General features: G+C 42.3%; 14 protein-coding genes. 3 read left to right on the top strand and 11 right to left on the bottom strand.

The features are described from left to right. The first annotated feature begins 104 nt into the window (after nt 1-104). The gene (locus AACS98_RS12420; protein WP_198161135.1) at nt 105-1,523 is read left to right on the top strand and encodes a site-specific integrase; all 1,419 of its coding nucleotides are present in this window, start codon (nt 105-107) and stop codon (nt 1,521-1,523) included. 56 nt (nt 1,524-1,579) lie between these two features. Here the strand turns inward: AACS98_RS12420 and AACS98_RS12415 are convergent, their stop codons facing one another. Together AACS98_RS12415 and AACS98_RS12410 are read right to left on the bottom strand one after the other, a co-directional pair. Further along, nucleotides 1,580-2,305 carry a hypothetical protein gene (locus AACS98_RS12415; RefSeq protein ID WP_066380212.1) on the bottom strand — a complete coding sequence of 242 codons (726 nt, stop codon included), beginning with the start codon at nt 2,303-2,305 and terminating at the stop codon, nt 1,580-1,582. Nucleotides 2,306-2,376: 71 nt separating this feature from the next. Beyond that, nucleotides 2,377-2,730, bottom strand: coding sequence for a hypothetical protein (locus AACS98_RS12410; protein WP_066380211.1), 354 nt, complete (start codon nt 2,728-2,730; stop codon nt 2,377-2,379). A 303-nt stretch (nt 2,731-3,033) separates the two neighbouring features. Here AACS98_RS12410 and AACS98_RS12405 point away from each other — a divergent pair, with 303 nt between their 5' ends. Beyond that, the gene (locus AACS98_RS12405) at nt 3,034-3,612 is read left to right on the top strand and encodes a hypothetical protein (protein WP_066380208.1); all 579 of its coding nucleotides are present in this window, start codon (nt 3,034-3,036) and stop codon (nt 3,610-3,612) included. A gap of 246 nt (nt 3,613-3,858) precedes the next feature. On the opposite strand, the gene nifD is transcribed toward AACS98_RS12405, so the two are convergent. The 8 genes from nifD to AACS98_RS12365 form a co-directional block, all read right to left on the bottom strand. After that, nucleotides 3,859-5,301 (bottom strand): nitrogenase molybdenum-iron protein alpha chain, encoded by a 1,443-nt coding sequence (gene nifD, locus AACS98_RS12400; RefSeq protein WP_066380207.1) that lies wholly within the window; start codon nt 5,299-5,301, stop codon nt 3,859-3,861. Between the two features lie 133 nt (nt 5,302-5,434). Beyond that, the gene (gene nifH / locus AACS98_RS12395) at nt 5,435-6,319 is read right to left on the bottom strand and encodes a nitrogenase iron protein (protein ID WP_066380205.1); all 885 of its coding nucleotides are present in this window, start codon (nt 6,317-6,319) and stop codon (nt 5,435-5,437) included. A 206-nt stretch (nt 6,320-6,525) separates the two neighbouring features. Beyond that, nucleotides 6,526-7,428, bottom strand: a complete 903-nt coding sequence (gene nifU / locus AACS98_RS12390; RefSeq protein WP_066380204.1) for a Fe-S cluster assembly protein NifU — start codon at nt 7,426-7,428, stop codon at nt 6,526-6,528. Nucleotides 7,429-7,554: 126 nt separating this feature from the next. Further along, nucleotides 7,555-8,757, bottom strand: coding sequence for a cysteine desulfurase NifS (nifS, locus tag AACS98_RS12385; RefSeq protein WP_066380202.1), 1,203 nt, complete (start codon nt 8,755-8,757; stop codon nt 7,555-7,557). 2 nt (nt 8,758-8,759) lie between these two features. Continuing rightward, a complete protein-coding gene (locus AACS98_RS12380; RefSeq protein WP_066380200.1) occupies nt 8,760-9,110 on the bottom strand; it encodes a 4Fe-4S binding protein in 351 nt (116 codons plus the stop codon). A gap of 216 nt (nt 9,111-9,326) precedes the next feature. Then, nucleotides 9,327-10,772 carry a nitrogenase cofactor biosynthesis protein NifB gene (gene nifB / locus AACS98_RS12375; protein ID WP_066380198.1) on the bottom strand — a complete coding sequence of 482 codons (1,446 nt, stop codon included), beginning with the start codon at nt 10,770-10,772 and terminating at the stop codon, nt 9,327-9,329. A gap of 1,065 nt (nt 10,773-11,837) precedes the next feature. After that, on the bottom strand, nt 11,838-13,025 hold the full coding sequence (locus AACS98_RS12370; protein ID WP_232317147.1) for a carboxylate-amine ligase: 1,188 nt from the start codon (nt 13,023-13,025) through the stop codon (nt 11,838-11,840). Nucleotides 13,026-13,049: 24 nt separating this feature from the next. Further along, the gene (locus tag AACS98_RS12365; RefSeq protein WP_066380196.1) at nt 13,050-14,237 is read right to left on the bottom strand and encodes a M20 metallopeptidase family protein; all 1,188 of its coding nucleotides are present in this window, start codon (nt 14,235-14,237) and stop codon (nt 13,050-13,052) included. 416 nt (nt 14,238-14,653) lie between these two features. Here AACS98_RS12365 and AACS98_RS12360 point away from each other — a divergent pair, with 416 nt between their 5' ends. After that, a complete protein-coding gene (locus tag AACS98_RS12360; RefSeq protein ID WP_066380192.1) occupies nt 14,654-15,601 on the top strand; it encodes an NAD(P)-dependent alcohol dehydrogenase in 948 nt (315 codons plus the stop codon). Nucleotides 15,602-15,760: 159 nt separating this feature from the next. Here AACS98_RS12360 and AACS98_RS12355 read toward each other — a convergent pair whose 3' ends face one another. After that, the gene (locus tag AACS98_RS12355) at nt 15,761-17,467 is read right to left on the bottom strand and encodes a tetratricopeptide repeat protein (protein WP_084386904.1); all 1,707 of its coding nucleotides are present in this window, start codon (nt 17,465-17,467) and stop codon (nt 15,761-15,763) included. Nucleotides 17,468-17,744: the final 277 nt, after the last annotated feature.

The raw sequence follows: 17,744 nt of genomic DNA, 5'->3' as shown, positions 1-17,744 counted from the left end.
TGGCTTTAAACAGCTTATTGTTTACGGTAATCTGTGTTAGTCATGAACATTGTTTGCTGAGAACACATTAATTTTTAGGCTAAATATAGGCTAATACCACAGCGATGCAAAATCAGGGTCAAGACAAATATCAACTAGCCTTTGCAGACTTAGAGCCTCTTTCATCTACCGACGGCAGTTTTCTCGGCTCAAGTCTGCAAGCACAGCAGCAAAGAGAGTTTATGAAAGCAAAGGTATTACAAGAATTAGAAAAGGTAAATCTGCGTTTGAAGTCTGCAAAGACCAAAGTCACAATTAGGGAATCACACGGAAGTCTGCAATTAAGGGCGACATTACCCATTAAACCAGGGGATAAGGACAGCAGAGGAACTGGGAGAAAGCAATACAATCTCAGTTTGAATATTCCTGCTAACTTGGATGGACTGAAAACGGCTGAGGAAGAAGCTTATGAATTAGGTAAATTAATCGCTCGTAAAACCTTTGAATGGAATGATAAATATTTAGGCAAGGAAGCTACTAAAAAAGATGTGATAACCATAGGTGAGTTACTGGAAAAATTTGAAGAAGAATATTTTAAAACTCATAAACGCACAACCAAAAGCGAACATACTTTTTTTTATTATTTTTCTCGGACTCAGCGATACACTAATGCTCAAGATTTAGCAACTGCGGAAAATCTTATCAATTCCATTCAACAAATTGATAAGGAATGGGCGAGATATAATGCAGTTAGAGCGATATCGGCATTTTGTCAGACATTCAACATCGATATTGATTTATCTCAATATTCCAAAATGCCTGAGCGCAATTCTCGGAATATACCAACTGATGCGGAAATAACTACAGGAATTAGCAAATTTGAAGAGTATTTAAATATCAGAGGTAATCAAGTTAATCAAGATGTTAAAGATAGCTGGCAGCTTTGGCGGTGGACGTATGGAATGTTAGCAGTTTTTGGTTTACGCCCAAGGGAAATTTTTATTAACCCTGATATTGATTGGTGGTTAAGTTCAGATAATTTAGATTTTACATGGAAGGTGCATAAAGACTGTAAAACTGGTGAAAGGCAAGCATTACCTTTACATAAAGAATGGATTGATCAGTTTGATTTAAGAAATCCTAAGTATTTAGAAATGCTGGCGACAGCAATTAGTAAAAAAGATAAGAATAATCATGCGGAGATAACAGCATTAACACAAAGAGTTAGTTGGTGGTTTCGCAAAATCGGGTTAGATTTTAAGCCTTATGATTTGCGTCACGCTTGGGCAATTCGAGCGCATATTTTAGGAATTCCCATCAAAGCGGCGGCGGATAATTTAGGGCATAGTGTGCAAGTTCACACCCAGACTTATCAGCGTTGGTTTTCCCTAGATATGCGGAAGTTGGCAATTAATCAGGCTTTGACTAAGAGGAATGAGATTGAGTTAATTAAGGAGGAGAATGCTAAGTTGAGGATGGAGAATGAAAGGTTGAAGTTGGAGATTGAGAAGTTAAAGATGGAGTTGGTTTATAAACGGAGTTAAATCTAATTAATTAGATAATAGAGTATTTTATGCTGAGGTAAAACACAATTTATGAGCTAAGTAATTGGACGAAGCTTTTTTTGCCGAGCAGTAGCAGCTTTAAGTTTACTATAAACAGTTTGGTAGTCACTAATACCCCTTAGAACTAGACGACAAGTTTCTGGTTTATATAATAAATTATGTTTGGACATAAAGTATAGAATGTATGATTTGTTTGAAACTTCAAGATTAATGTTACCCAATGAATAAGTCGAACTATCGCTATATCCATACCCAAAAACCTGATCACAGCTTTCCCCTCTGATATCTCGCAATTCAATAGATATAATTTTAGGTGTAACATTATAATGATATACTAGGTGTATATTCTTGTTTGTAATTATGTAATATTCTCGTTCCATAATAAATTTGTTTGTTTTATAAGATATCCAATAGATGATTCCTGGCAAAAATAAAGTTAATACAAAAATAAAAATTTTAATTAACCAAAAAATCGGTTGTGTAAAAATTGCTACAATACCTATTATGATCGCAAAGATAGACATTGATAAAGATTGGAACTTGATCAATGTTTCTAGTTGAGGACAATTATGGTAAATAATTCTTTCGTGATCACCAACTATTTTAAGATACTCTTGTGATCGCTCTTCTAGAGGAAGAAATGTATTTTTAATTTCTTTTCTAATAGTTTTAGTCATAGCAGGAAATATTGTGAAAAAGGGTGCAAGAGTTACACCTAAAAAATAAGATAATTCTATAAGCTTTGTGTAAAATAATTTCATAAACAATATAAATAATATCAAAAATTAATTAGGAGAAATTTTGGCTAAGTAAATATATCTTTGAAATACTCTCAAACCCATATATCATTATCGATTTCATTTCGATCAATCTCCTGCTCTGCCTCATCTTCTTCATCTTCATCTTCATCTTCATCTTCATCTTCATCTTCATCTTCATCTTCATCTTCTTGTTCCTGCTCCTCATCTTCCTGCTCCTCATCTTCTTCAGAGTCATCCTCTTCTTCTTCTTCACAGTTGTCCTCGTCTTTCTTTTCCTCATCGCACTCTTCCTCATCATTGAGCGCATCCTTAGCTGCGTCATAAGCATCTTCACCAGCTTTTGTTCCTGCTGTTACTGCTGCTGCTCCTCCCGCAAGTTGCGCTCCTCGAACAAGCGCATTCACTACTGCTGAATACCAAGGCATATTTTTATTAATCTGATTTATACGTAAATTTTACACAAATCAGAATTATGTGTCAAAGATTAGCTCCTATAGGGTGCATCAGCTTGGGTATTTCATCACAAACATGAATTAACGCTGACGCACCCTCCAGAATAATCTTATGCTAAAAGAGCATTAGCGTAGATATCGCCTCAACAGAACAAAGATAAAGTCGCGGAAGTAAAAAGCATATCCACAGGCGATCGCAACAAAATAATAGGATTTGATACTATTAATGGAGTGGGCGATCGCTTATCGCCAAAACCGCAGATTTGCAAAAACACTATGGCAAAGCGTAAGAAAAACAATCTCCAATGGATTAAAGAAACGCTTGAACTCAAGCCTGACCATCGTTGGGAAGCACCATCAGGCTATAAAATCTTTGTAGCAGATCGGGGGGCTGTGCGCTTCAATGTTCCCCAGAATTGGTTTTTTGAGCCACAAGAAAAATCATTCAAGTTCAGCGATAGAAAACCGCCAGACGATGATTGCTGTCTAGAAGTATCTTTCAATCGTCTACCGCCTCGTGACTGGAGTCTATTTCCCCTAAAATCTACCTTAAAGAAGGTGGTAGAAGATGACGATCGCAACGTCATAGAAAAAGGGGAAATCATTACTGAAAAACGCCAAACCGCCAGGATTGTCTGGACAGAAATTAAGTTTATCGACACTCAGGAAGAACCACGGGAAGCATTTTCGCGGATTTGCATAGGTTTGGGTTCAAATGTGCAATGCTTGATTACATTCGATTATTGGGCAGATCAAGCAGAACAACTAACGCCTGTTTGGGATGAAGTGATGCGTAGTCTCACCCTAGGGTTATATATCCGCGATCCAAGGACTGGTTTGGCTTATCCAGATTAAGGCATAACAGGGCTATATCTTGGTTTTTTGTCAGGCGATCGCCTACTGTTAAATGAAGCGATGTCTGCGACGATGCTACACCAACACCCCATGTTAATCTAAAAAAATATCAATCAAAAGTGTTTTTCAATTTACCATTTCCATCTAACCAAAATTTAAGCAAAACCCAAAAACCAGACCCCATAAGAGTTATATTATCTAAAGCGGCAAAAATATATTGTTCCCAGATAACCCTAAAACCTGCATTTAAGCTAAAAATAGACTCATTTTTCTCTCCCCACCAAAAAACCTTACCTTACCTGACATTTGCACCCCATCGCCAGGTTCGGAGTAATCCCAAGAGTGCATTTGACGGAAGGGAAGACCCATCTTTTGGAAGACGTACTTCTCTTTAATACCAGAAGCGATTAAATCAGGCTTCTTAGCTTTAACGAATTCCTCGAATTCGTAAGCGGTAACGTCATCATAAATGATGGTGGCGTTATCGATGTAGTGGGTGGTACGTTTGTAGTCGTCGTTGTGAGCAAACTCGTAACCAGTACCAAGAACTTTGATACCCAAGTCTTCAAAAGCGGGAACAACGTGACGAGGACGTAGACCACCTACGTACAACATTACGGTGTTGCCTTCGAGACGAGGACGGTACTTCTCAACCACGGCATTCATGATTGGAGTGTACTTAGCAATTACCTTCTCGGCGTTTTCTTGAATCTTAGAGTCAAATTTAGCAGCGACTTGACGTAAAGATTCAGCAATCTTGGTGGGGCCAAAGAAGTTGAACTCCATCCAAGGCATACCATAAGCTTCTTCCAAGCTACGGCAGATGTAGTTCATAGAACGGTAGCAGTGGATCAGAACCAACTTAGCAGCAGGCCCTTGGATCAACTCGTTGAGAGTACCGTCACCAGACCACTGAGCAACAACACGTAAGCCGATTTCTTCCAACAGCATCCGGCTAGCCCAAGCGTCACCACCGATATTGTAGTCACCAATTAATGCTACATCATAGGGGCTTGGCTCGAAGTCAATTTTGTTTTCCTTCTTAGCCTTGTCAAAGTGAGGGAAGATCCAGTCACGGATAGCGTCGTTAGCAATGTGGTGACCTAAAGATTGGGATACACCACGGAAACCTTCGCAACGCAGGGGGATAACTGGCTTACCAATTTGTTTAGAAGCTTTCTTAGCAACAGCTTCGATGTCATCCCCGATTAGACCGATGGGACATTCAGATTGAATGGAAATACCACGGTTGAGAGGGAAAAGAACGTCGATTTCTTCGATCAGTTTAGTTAGTTTTTTGTCACCACCAAAAACGATGTCGCGTTCTTGGAAGTCGGAAGTGAAGTGCATGGTACCGAAAGAGTCGATACCAGTTGAACCTACATAGTAGTTACGACGACCAGACCAAGACCAGTAACCGCAACCTACAGGCCCGTGGCTGATGTGGATCATGTCCTTAATAGGACCCCAAACCACACCCTTAGAACCTGCGTAAGCACAACCACGAGCGGTCATTACACCAGGAACGGATTTGATGTTAGACTTAACGCCGCAGTCAGACTTACCTTCTTCGTGTACATTCAGGTGTTTTTCGCGTTTTTTGCGAGATTTTTCGGGATAAGCTTTCAGAACGTCTTGGATGAGTTCCTTATGTTCTTCTACAAGATTCTTGTTTTCTGGAGGTGTCATAGTCTGCCTCAGTGACTTTTACGAATGGAAAATAGAAGTATATGGGGAGAGGGGAGAGGGATGGGAAGGGAGAGTGGGAAGGGGAATTGCTTCCTCATCTTCCTTTCTCCATGTCTCCTAATTACGGTATGACCTATTTAGCAGCTGCGGGCTTACCAATGACATCAGCGTGCTTGGTATCGTCATCAAGAATACCGTATTCGATCAACAGGGCTTCCAATTCATCCATTTCTAATGGAGTAGGAATGGTGAGTTTTTGGTTGTTGATGATCTTCTTAGCTAATGCGCGGTATTCGTGAGCTTGGTTGCTGTCAGGAGCGTACTCGTTAACGGTCATACGACGCAATTCTGCGTGTTGAACGATGTTGTCACGAGGTACGAAGTGAATCATTTGGGTGTTCAAACGTTCAGCCAAGTTTTCGATCAATTCAGCTTCACGGTCAACTTTACGGCTGTTACAGATCAAACCACCCAAGCGTACACCACCGGAGTGAGCATATTTCAAAATACCGCGAGCGATGTTGTTTGCAGCGTACATCGCCATCATTTCACCGGAGGTAACGATGTAGATTTCTTGTGCTTTACCTTCACGGATAGGCATAGCGAAACCACCGCACACAACGTCACCCAATACGTCGTAGGAAACGAAGTCTAGGTCTGTGTAAGCACCGTTTTCTTCCAAGAAGTTAATAGCGGTGATGATACCACGACCAGCGCAACCTACACCGGGTTCTGGACCACCAGACTCTACGCACTGAACACCACGGAAACCGGTCAGCATGATTTCTTCGAGTTCCAGGTCTTCTACTGCACCTTTTTCAGCAGCTAAGTGTAATACGGTGGTTTGAGCTTTGGAGTGGAGCATCAAACGGGTGGAGTCTGCTTTGGGGTCGCAACCTACGATGAGAATGCGTTGACCCATTTCTGCCATAGCTGCAAGGGTGTTTTGGGAGGTGGTAGATTTACCGATACCGCCTTTACCGTAGAAAGCTATCTGTCTAATGTTTTCGTCAGTCATTTTTCTGTTTTCCTGCTAGTTGTTGGTTAGTTGGTCGGTCTTTGTGTTTGGACTCACGCCTGTAGAGCTATGGCGGTGAGGGTTGGTAGAACGTCGCCGAAAGGGGGCGATCGCTCTACTGAAAACACGCTAAAATTTGTACTCATGATCCTTCCTTATGTAGTTGTGAAAGTTCTTTTGGGTGTTAGTTAACTGTTGACTGTTAACTAAACTGCTTGTACTACTAAATTGGGGCTGATGCGATCGCGTAATCTCGATTCAATCGCTATCTTTAAGGTGGCTGTAGAGCTTGGACAAGAGCCACACGCCCCTTGCAGCACTACTTTGACAATATCACCGTCTATGTCGTAGAGTTCTACATCTCCGCCATCGGCTATTAATACGGGTCTAACTTCTTCGTCTAATACTTTTTGAATTAGGGCAATCTTTTGAACGTTGGTTAATGGTCGTTTCTGCCCAGAATTAGCTATATTTGGAGATTGATTACTGCCGTTCTCATTGCGAATTGTTGCGGCGTTCTTTTCCTTTACATCTTTAATGATATCATCAATCTTAGCTAAACAGGAACCGCATCCGCCACCAGCTTTAATGTAATTTGTTACCTGTTCCGCAGTAGTAAGGTTATTTTCGATAACTACACGACGAACCTTATTTTCACTGACACTGAAACAAGTACAAACTAATGCACCTTCATCATCGTCATCATGGGCAGCCAGAGGAATGCCACGATAGTTATAGATAGCAGCTTCCAGAGCTTCCTGCCCCATCACAGAGCAGTGGATTTTGGCTTCAGGCAAGCCACCGAGGTAATTAGCAATGTCTTTATTAGAAACTTTCAGGGCTTCATCTAGGGTTAGACCCTTAATCATTTCCGTCAACGCGCTAGAAGAAGCGATCGCACTGGTACAACCAAAAGTCTGGAAACGAGCATCAAGAATCTTATCAGATTCTACTTCCACCTTGATGTGCAATCTCAGCGCATCACCGCAAGCAATACTTCCTACTTCTCCCGTAGCGACCTTCACGCCAGGCTCGCCGTTTTCTTCAATAACTCCCTGATTCTTGGGATCGTAAAACAGTTCTAAGACCTTATCTGTGTAGTCCCACATATTTATTTAGTTATGAGTGCTGAATGATGGTATTAGGTATTGGGTATTGGGTACTGGGTATTGGGTATTGGGTATTGGAATAATTACTGAGTACCCAATCCCTATTCCCCAGTCCCCAGTCCCTAATTAACGATGTGCAAGTGTTTGTTCTTGGGATTGCAACCAACCCGCTTCATCATTTTTGAAGGGGGAGAGAGCGCGCAGACGTTCTACAATGTCGGGCATAACCTCGATTACTTTGTCGATTTCGGCTTCGGTGGTGTAGCGACAAAGACTGAAGCGAATCGAACCGTGTAATGTGGTGTATGGTAAACCCATAGCCCGGAGGACGTGGGATGGTTCTAATGAGCCAGAGGTACAAGCAGAACCAGAAGAAGCACAGATACCGTATTTATTTAACAATAGCAGGATAGCTTCACCTTCGATGTATTTAAAACCGATGTTGGTGGTGTTTGGCAATCTCTGCGTAATGTCACCGTTAACTTCGCAGTCAGGAATTTTAGCGAGTAAGGATTGTTCTAGGCGATCGCGCAGCCTTTTCTCTCTCTTAATTGCTTCCTCTAAGTGAAGCATTTCCAACTCTGCGGCTTTCCCTAAACCGACAATTCCCGGTACATTTTCTGTCCCTGCACGCCGTCCCCGTTCTTGGTGTCCACCAATCAACAAGGGGCGGAATCTCACACCACGGCGGACATACAAAGCCCCGATACCTTTAGGTGCGTGGATTTTGTGACCAGACATGGTTAACATATCTACGGTGCTATGCTTCATATTCAGAGGTATCTTACCTACTGCTTGCACCGCGTCTACATGGAATATAGCACCTTTTTCCTTCACCCGCAACCCAATTTGTTCAATTGGGAATATCGTCCCGGTTTCGTTGTTGGCATACATAATTGTCACCAGGGCGGTGTTACCTGTCAACGAGGCTTCTAGTTCATCTAGATCCAACTGCCCCTGACGATTCACAGACAGATAGGTAACACTGTAACCTTGGGTTTCTAATTGTTTGCAGACATTCAAAACTGCGGGGTGTTCTACCTGGGTAGTGATAATGTGACGCTTTTCTGGTTGGGCTAACAAAGCGGCGCGAATGGCAGCGTTATCACCCTCAGTTCCACAACTGGTAAACACAATTTCTGATTCATCAGCACCCAATAGGGCTGCAACTTGTTCTCTTGCTGTTCTGACTGCCTTGGCTAGTTGCCCACCAAAGGTGTGCATACTAGAGGGGTTGCCGTAATATTCCGTTAAATAAGGCATGATCGCCTGTATAACTTCCGGGTCTACCTTAGTGGTAGCATTATTATCCAAATAAATTACGCTCATTTCTATACCCCTAAGATTTCACCCTGATGCTTTTCCAACTGTTTCGCATAGATTTCTGAATAGCAAGTAAACCAACGCTCCCAATAGTCTTGTTTTTTTGTTAATTTCGCTATAACTTGGTTATAGTAAGCAAACCAACGATCCCAATAATCACTAGGTTCTTTTACGCAACCATCACGGGTAGGACAAACCGCTTGACATTGTGGGACGGTGTGGATACTATCAGCGCAGTTTGTACATAAGTCGGGGTCAATCCAACGCTTACCGTCTTCAACAACCAAGATTGCATTATTAGGACAAACAGACAGACAAAGCTTGCAGGAAATACATTGGCTGGTAATTTTGTAAGCCATGACTATTCTCCTTATTGGGCATGGGGGATTGGGGATTGGGTACTGGGTACTGGGTACTGGGTATTGGGTGTTGGGTATTGGGTATTGGGTATTGGGTATTGGGTATTGGGTATTGGGTATTGGAATAATTACTTAGTCCCTAATCCCCAGTCCCTAATCCCCAGTCCCCAGTCAAGAGTCCCCAGTCCCTAATCCCCAGTCCCCAGTCCCTAGTCCCTAGTCCCTATTCCCTTCCTTGACGTATTGTTCGTGAAACTCTAAAGCCACCTTCTCAATCACGTCGTAAGCTTCTACAGCCTGTATGCCAGCTTGAAGCAGTTTTTCTTTGGGTGATTCGCCAATTTTAGAAACTAGAACTGCTTTGCAATCTGCGATTGTTTTCACAATATTGTCAAATGTGGCTGCTTCGCCGTATCCACCTTGACAATAATGGTCTACTTTACGGTGACTGACAAACTTAACTTCACTACCATCCACTTCGTAAACTTGGAATTCCTTCGCATGACCGAAGTGTTGGTTAACTAAACCGCCGCCTTTGGTGGCAACTGCAACTAAGATTTTCGGGTTGTTAGCTGCTTGCTGCTTGCCAACTAATACCTTTTCTCTGGCTACTTGTAATTCTTCTCTAAATTTCTCAATACCTGCGTGAACTTCTTGGCGTTTGTCGTAGTCGTATTCTGGGGACATTTCCAAGAATTTATCTTTAGTAAATTCCTGACTGCGGTCTTCTCCTAATAAGCCTACAGCATCGGCGCGGCACTGACGGCAATGGCGCATCATTGTCATGTTGCCAGCACATTGGTCTTGGACTGCTTGTAGTTCTTTTTGTGTGGGGCCGCGCTGTCCGGTTAAGCCGAAGTATGTACCGTGTTCTGGTGCAGAAATCAAGGGCATGATGTTGTGCAGGAATGCACCGTTTTCACGAATCACCTTGTTGACTTCGATTAGGTGTTGGTCGTTAATGCCCGGAATCATTACCGAGTTGACTTTGCACAAGATATCGGCTTCTTTGAGGGCTTGCAAACCTTCTAGTTGCTTCTCTAGGAGAATTTTCGCGCCTTCTAAGCCTCTATAACGTCTACGTTTGTAGTGAACCCAAGAATAAATCTGCGCTCCGATTTCGGGATCGATGGTGTTAAGGGTAATTGTAACGTGATCTATATTGAGTTGTTTAATGCGATCAATGTGTTCTGAGAGCATCAAACCGTTGGTTGAGAGACACAGCTTAATATCTGGGGCTTTGTCTGCTATCAACTCAAAGGTGCGGAATGTCTTGTCTGGGTTCGCCAAAGGATCACCAGGGCCAGCAATTCCCAAAACTGTCATTTGGGGAATTTTACCTGCAATGACTAAAACTTTGTGGGCGGCTTCCTCTGGGGTGAGTAATTCGCTAACTACCCCAGGACGGCTTTCGTTAGCGCAGTCATATTTACGGTTGCAATAGTTGCACTGAATGTTACAGGCGGGAGCGACTGCAACGTGCATCCTGGCGTAATGGTGATGGGCTTCTTCGCTGTAGCAGGGATGTTTAGCAATGCGTTCTTTGAGCTTTTCATCTAATTCCACGGTGGCGCTGCTGTTGCTGTTGCATCCGCAACCACCTGATTTTGCTGTGGTAGGTGTCGATTCAGTAACGGAAGAGCCTGTAACTGGTGGTGTCATTGAATTTCGCAAAGGTCGGTGGACTAGCTGCCACTGTGGGAGATGCGGTTGCTACCCTTTTTGCCTGAAGAATTGAAGTCGCGTCTGTCACACTGACCGCAGCAGTTTGAACTGTGGCGGTAGCTTAGACACTTGTTTAAGGTGGCTTTGCTCAGTAGGGCAGTTTGTGAAGTCCTTGAGTTTCGGCTGGTGTGTGTCAACTTTGGGATCTTGGTAGAATTGTGTGTACAGCCGCGACTTCTCTTCACGAAGGCATAGTGCTATCTCATCCCTCCACTCACTCTTCGCTTTTCTTTTGTGTAGAAGCGTTAAGTGATTGGCGATATAAGATTTATAGCAGTCCTGTTTTACAGTCGTGATGCGCCACTCTGGAATAGAATTTATTGGATTTATTACATTTGTACTCAAAATCTAGAATTTAGATTATGACGACATTTAAAGAATTTTAAATTTTTTTTTCAGATGGGGGTTCTAGTATTTTTTGAGCAGGGTACGAGTATTTATGGTCTGGGGTTCAGGTTTTAGTTGTACTCATCTGTAACCCAAGCGTAGCAAAGATTTGACTGCTGTTTGGGCTGATTTCTGACTATACAGTTTTGTACTCAAACCCTCCTGTAATCATGCTGAAAGTGTTAATCTGCAAGGGATTGAGGGTGGAAAAACTGGAGTAGATTACGTTGTACTACTCCAGATACGTGCGAAATTCAATTCTGTATACAACATATCATTTTTTTTGAGGGAAAAATGTAATTTACAATTTTTTAATTATTCATTTACAGTGATGCTTAAAGTTGTTGAATCTTTTATATAGATAGAGTTTCAAGCTTTTAAAGCGGTAATTTTAATGCAGAATTTTGTCAAGAAACTTAACTTTGTTTATGATTTTCTTCTAGGTTTAAATACTCTGAGAAGTGAGGGATAACCAGAGGTAATTCATAAATCAAATCTCAAGAGAACTGAAAATAAATTCTTCTCAGGGAGTATATTGTTGTCTGCAATCCTTCGTCAAGGCGGAAAGTTAGAGGCGATCGCCTGCGGCACTGCACCCCAATGTGTGATCAGCCTTTAGATTTGAGGTATGGATACTGTAGCCTGTCTTCTAGTAGTGGCTAATTCATCTGCCAATTCGTTGACTAAGGAAGTAACTACCGCTTTCATAGAACCTGTGCTTTCCCACACTCGCCGTTGACGAATATAACTAGCTCCTTGATCTAATCTTGTTTCTAGTTGGTGTAAATATGAGCTATTGCCTAGGGTATCGGCAGTCTCGGCTAATGAATTCAAGATATCTTTAACTATATGCTTGATGGGTCTGCTATTACCTCGTTCATCTTCGATGTAGTTAGCGTCTAAACCCCAGCGAGATGCACGAAAGTAGTTTTCTTTCTCCAATAACCAAGGAAGGGGAGTTAATAAAAATCCTGTTTGCTTTCCTTGACAGTGATCATGCAAATCCACAATTAAAGAATGGATGAAAGCAGCCAGCATCATTGACTCTTTGATGGTTGGTTGAGCATCCATCACCCTGACTTCCAGAGTTCCCAATTCAGGTTGGGGGCGCAAATCCCAATGGATATCACGGATAATCTCAAACATCCCTGCACTTTGAGCATTAGCAAAGAAGTTACGAAAATCCTGCCAGTTTTGAAAGCTGGGAACGATACCATAGTTTCTCAACGATGATAAAAACCTTTGACGATAAGAGGCGAAACTGGTGTCTTCACCCCACCAAAAAGGTGAACTGGCAGACAAAGCTAACAAAATAGGGAGATAGGGTTTGAGTCTGCCCATAATCTCGATAGCTGCATCCCCGGATGGCATTCCTACATGAATCTGAAGCGCACAAGTCATCATTAAGTTGGCAAGATAGCCAGATATCCTTTGCTGGTTGAGATATCGGGGAATCGGGGTGATAGAGGCAAAGCGATCGCAACATGGATAAGTTCCGGCTGTACAAATAGTCATACCCAGTTCTTGACATCTAGCTTTCAAATCACGCAGAATTGCCAGAATATTGGCTTCTAACTCCGGGATATTGGAACAAACCTGAGAGGCAATCTCTACCATCGCTTGGTTAAATTCTGGCTGTATCCTAGGATTTTCAGGAGCTTGTGCCAAAAGCGGTAAAATGCCATCTACCAATTTCAGGGTATCGGGATTGAGCAATTGCAACTCAATCTCCATCCCCAGAGAGAATTCTGGAGAGCTTTGGAATGCTAAGTCAGCCATAATTTGTAATTTGTAATTCCTCATAGCCTACGGCTAGGTTTGCGTCATTTAGTTACAAACTGCTGTATCTGTATATTCTGCGATCGCCTCTCTCACCACTGCATCAAAGAAGGCTGCGCCCACTTTCAAAGCCTCTTCATCAAAGTCAAAGGAAGGACTATGTAAGGGGATGTTTTCACAACCCTGCTGGCAAGCACCAAATCTGACATAACAGCCGGGAACGTGTAACAAGTAAAAAGAAAAATCTTCTGCCCCCATACTAGGATGATCCATTGCGACTAATCCCTGGGAACCCAATAACTTAACTACAGCCCGTCGGGCCATTGCCGTTTCTGTTTCTGTATTGATTACAGGCGGGTATCCGTGGCGAATTTCTACCTCGATTCTGGCATTGTGAACTTCTCCAACGGCTGTAGCTATACGCTTGATGCCATCGATCAGGTAGTTTCGCACCTCTAAATTAGTTGTGCGGATAGTACCTTGTAAAGTGGCTTCCTCAGCGATGACATTACCCGCACTACCGGCTTCTACTTTACCGATGGTGACTACTGAAGGATAAGCTGGGTTGATTTCCCGTGAAACCAGAGTTTGCACAGCCATAATCAACAGTCCAGTCACAACCACGGCATCAACAGCTTCATGGGGTCTAGCACCGTGTCCACCCCGTCCTCTGACGCGAATAGTAAAGCCATCAGAATGAGCAGTGATGACTCCGTTGGTAGCCATAATCTCTCCGACATGGTAGTGACGGGTAACATGACCGCTAAAAATCGCATTCACGCCTTCTAAAGCACCGGATTGAATCATAACTTTGGCTCCAGCACCCTTTTCTTCAGCCGGTTGAAAGATAAAAACCACGTTCCCCGGTGGTGGATTTTCTTTCAATAAAGCTGCCGCACCCAATACCATCGCCATGTGACCGTCATGACCACAAGCGTGCATTTTGCCTGGGTGGAGAGAAGCGAAAGGCAACCCCGTGTTTTCTTCTCCGGGGAGGGCATCCATATCAGCCCGCAATGCAATTGTCGGCGCGCTTTGTCCAGCATTGATCAGCTTGGCTATGATACCATTACCCACCCCACCATACCAAAAAGGAATACCTAACCGTTTGAGTTCATCTATAACTATGGATGCTGTCTTTTTTTCCTCAAATGCCAGTTCAGGATGGCGGTGTAAATTCCTGCGTAATTCCACCATTCGAGGGAAGATTTTATCGGATGTCAGGATGTTAGTCATAGCATATCTCCTGCCTGATTCTTCCAATTGCTTTTATAGTTCGCTTGTTTTGAACTGCCTAAGTACAATGTGTCTCTATTTTCATGGCTTTAATTTGATGCTAAAAGAAAAATTTGAAGAACTTGTGAAGTAGTTTGACTTTCGTTACAAACATATTTATATTTAGCCCAATTATGGCAGTAGCCACAACTTTTGGAATTAGCTATTGAATTATGTGAATGCTAGGAATAGCAAGAGTTTACCTCCTGCCACCTGCCACTTGCTATAGATGAAATCGCAGCGCAACCCAACCAACATCAAACTGTTTGGTTTGCTGGCATAAATACCACTATTGAAAGTCACTCAATACCCATCTAATCGCTACACTGGGTTTAAATTTGTATTCAGTCAGAAAAACAGGGTAGCAGGAGGAAGTTATGAAAGCAGTTGTTATCCGTCAGTATGGTTCTACTGAAGTATTGAAATATGAAGATGTCGAAGCACCACAAATTAAACCCGATCAGTTACTTGTCAAAATTCATGCCAGTAGTGTAAATCCGATTGACTGGAAAATCCGCAAGGGGATGTTGAGTATGATGACTGGCTCAAAATTCCCAAAGATTTTAGGGTTTGATTTAGCAGGGGAAGTTATAGAAGTTGGTTCTCAAGTGACTCGCTTTCAAGCAGGAGACTCAATTTATGGTAGCACTAGCTTTCCGGGTGGAGCTTATGCCGAATTAGTAGCGGTTCCAGAAAACTTAGTGGCGCACAAACCCAGAAATTTAAGCTATGAAGAAGCAGCTACAATACCCTTAGCTGCCCTGACGGCTCTACAAGCACTGCGAGATCAAGGTAATATCCAAGCAGGACAAAAAGTTTTAATTAATGGTGCTGCTGGTGGGGTAGGTATGTTTGCAGTGCAAATAGCTAAAGTTTTAGAAACAGAGGTAACGGGTGTTTGCAGTACCAAAAACTTGGACTTGGTAAAATCTCTGGGTGCTGATTACGTCATCGACTACACCCAACAAGACTTCACCACAGCAACAGTGAAATATGACATCATTTTTGATGCAGTAGCAAAGCAAACATTTGATAAAAGTAAAGCCGTCCTCAAACCTAATGGGGTTTACATCACAACCTTACCAAGCCCAGCAATTTTATTGCAGAGTGTTTTAACAACCGTCCTGCCTGGGAAAAAAGCTAAATTAATCTTTGAAAAGCCCAATGCACAAGATTTAGTTTACCTGAAAGACTGGATTGAGGCGGGGAAAATCCGTCCTGTGATTGATCGCACATATCCCTTACAGGAACTAGCCGCAGCTCATGCGTATAGTGAAAGTGAACACGCATCAGGAAAAATTGCGATCGCTTGCGCCGGAGTGTAGCTATAAACAACAAGATACCCGACTTTTGTTAAGGGACTTGCAGATAAAACAATATCCAAAATGTAGGGTGCGTCAGTACGAGAAAACCCAGCTATACCCAGAAAATATTCATCCTGACGCACCCTACTAACTGAATTTTTTCACAATTCACCAATCTGGTTATTTCTCAAGTTCTTTAATCCGGTTTAAAGCATCTTGATAGTCGCTTTCTTTTCCTTGTTGCTTATACAAATCGGCAGATTTACGAAAATCTAAAATTGCTGCTTGCTTACGTCCTAAAGCAGAGCGAGCATTACCCCTGTTGTAGTAAGCATCTGCATCGTTGGGATTAATGTTGATGGCTTGGGTGTAGTCTTCAATTGCCGCTTGCTTATCTCCTAAAGCATAGTGAACATTACCCCGGTTGTTGTAAGCATTTGCATAGTTGGGATTAATCTTGATGGCTTGGTTGTAATCTTCAATTGCCGCTTGCTTATCTCCTAAAGCCGAACGAGCTAAACCCCGCTTGTTGTAAGCATTTGCATAGTTGGGATTAATCTTGATGGCTTGGGTGTAGTCTTCAATTGCCGCTTGCTTATTTCCTAAATCATCGCGAGCTACACCCCGGTTGTTGTAAGCATTTGCATAGTTGGGATTAATTTTGATGGCTTGGTTGTAATCTTCAATTGCGGCTTGCTTATCTCCTAAAGCCGAACGAGCTAAACCCCGGTTGTAGTAAGCTACTGCATAATTGGGATTAATCTTGATGGCTTGGTTGTAATCTTCAATTGCTGCTTGCTTATCTCCTAAAGCATAGTGAACATTACCCCGGTTTTTGTACGCTTCAGCATAATTGGGATTAATCTTGATAGCTTGGGTGTAATCTTCAATTGCACCGTGAAAATCTTTGTTGTTGTATTTTTCTAATCCTTCCTGATAGTAAGTATCAGCACTTTTCTGTTTTATTCTTACTGGAGGTGTAACAGGCTGAGTTCTGGGTATTGGCTGTGAATTTAAAGCTTGTAAAACTGCCTCAGCCGACTGATAACGCTGCTGCCGTTCTATTTGCAACAATTTATCGAGGATACGCCCCAATGTTCGGCTCACCCTTTGCGGTAACTGCTGTCTCCAACTATCAACCCAACCATAACCTTGTCGTTGCCACAACTGCCAAGGGTGAATTCCACTCAACAAATGAAAGCAAGTTGCACCGAGACTATATAAATCACTGGCTGGGTAAGCTTCACCTCCCTGCATTTGTTCCAGTGGCGCATAACCAAAAGAACCAATGGTTGTTCCTACTTGCGTCATCACCGTTGTTGTCAGTTGCTTGGATGCACCAAAATCAATCAGTACCAATTTGCCATCACTGCGACGAATGATGTTCTCTGGCTTAATATCGCGGTGAATAACTTTCTGTTGATGAACTATTTTGAGAATATCTAATAAATCCAGCAATAATTTTCTGACTTTCTGCTCATTGAAAGTTCCGTGCTGTTCTAATTCTTGTAATAAATTCTGCCCTTCGATAAATTCCTGTACCAAATACAGGCGATTATCTTCATTAAAATACGCCAACAGTGTGGGAATTTGGGGATGTTTGCCTAACTGTTGCAGTTGCTTTGCTTCTTGTTCAAATAATTCTGTGGCTTTATTGAGTGCGCCAGTTCCTTGTACTTGGGGTGCAAATTGTTTGATGACACAAGGCTCATTAAATTTGTCGATATCTTCTGCTAAATAAGTTTTACCAAATCCCCCACCACCTAATGATTTAATCGGACGATAGCGGTTTCTCAGTACGATTAAGGGAAAGCCGCATTTAGTGCAGAAATTTACGCCATCGGGATGGGGTGGGTTGTGGCAAACTGGATTTAGACAGCAGGACATGACTGTGCTGATATGGGCTATTGTATTTATTATTGCTTAAATATAAGTCATTCCTAGTATAAAGCGCAAAATATTTGATTGGTTAAGATATAGGTTAAGAAGCCAGCACCGTTGACGGGTTTCCCAGTTTGATTTCTGTGATTGCGAAGGTGCAAAGTAGGAACGGGTTGATGGAAAATTCCGTCTACACAAATAATTGATATAGCACATTTGAACAAGCCTGAAGTACATAAGGGCGGGCAGGATGCCCACCCCACAAGATTTATCATATTAAATA

The sequence above is a fragment of the Anabaena sp. CA = ATCC 33047 genome, from assembly GCF_963870205.1.
GTDB lineage: Bacteria > Cyanobacteriota > Cyanobacteriia > Cyanobacteriales > Nostocaceae > Trichormus.
The sequence above is the reverse complement of the archived record's forward strand: the minus strand, read 5'-3'. Positions and strand labels throughout refer to the sequence as shown.

What these genes read in the sequence shown, in the direction of transcription:
- AACS98_RS12370 (WP_232317147.1), bottom strand. Translation starts at nt 13,025, where the DNA reads ATGAGGAATTACAAATTACAAATTATGGCTGACTTAGCATTCCAAAGC.
- AACS98_RS12405 (WP_066380208.1), top strand. Translation starts at nt 3,034, where the DNA reads ATGGCAAAGCGTAAGAAAAACAATCTCCAATGGATTAAAGAAACGCTT.
- AACS98_RS12410 (WP_066380211.1), bottom strand. Translation starts at nt 2,730, where the DNA reads ATGCCTTGGTATTCAGCAGTAGTGAATGCGCTTGTTCGAGGAGCGCAA.
- nifD (WP_066380207.1), bottom strand. Translation starts at nt 5,301, where the DNA reads ATGACACCTCCAGAAAACAAGAATCTTGTAGAAGAACATAAGGAACTC.
- AACS98_RS12360 (WP_066380192.1), top strand. Translation starts at nt 14,654, where the DNA reads ATGAAAGCAGTTGTTATCCGTCAGTATGGTTCTACTGAAGTATTGAAA.
- AACS98_RS12380 (WP_066380200.1), bottom strand. Translation starts at nt 9,110, where the DNA reads ATGGCTTACAAAATTACCAGCCAATGTATTTCCTGCAAGCTTTGTCTG.
- nifS (WP_066380202.1), bottom strand. Translation starts at nt 8,757, where the DNA reads ATGAGCGTAATTTATTTGGATAATAATGCTACCACTAAGGTAGACCCG.
- AACS98_RS12420 (WP_198161135.1), top strand. Translation starts at nt 105, where the DNA reads ATGCAAAATCAGGGTCAAGACAAATATCAACTAGCCTTTGCAGACTTA.
- AACS98_RS12415 (WP_066380212.1), bottom strand. Translation starts at nt 2,305, where the DNA reads ATGAAATTATTTTACACAAAGCTTATAGAATTATCTTATTTTTTAGGT.
- nifU (WP_066380204.1), bottom strand. Translation starts at nt 7,428, where the DNA reads ATGTGGGACTACACAGATAAGGTCTTAGAACTGTTTTACGATCCCAAG.
- nifB (WP_066380198.1), bottom strand. Translation starts at nt 10,772, where the DNA reads ATGACACCACCAGTTACAGGCTCTTCCGTTACTGAATCGACACCTACC.
- AACS98_RS12365 (WP_066380196.1), bottom strand. Translation starts at nt 14,237, where the DNA reads ATGACTAACATCCTGACATCCGATAAAATCTTCCCTCGAATGGTGGAA.
- AACS98_RS12355 (WP_084386904.1), bottom strand. Translation starts at nt 17,467, where the DNA reads ATGTCCTGCTGTCTAAATCCAGTTTGCCACAACCCACCCCATCCCGAT.
- nifH (WP_066380205.1), bottom strand. Translation starts at nt 6,319, where the DNA reads ATGACTGACGAAAACATTAGACAGATAGCTTTCTACGGTAAAGGCGGT.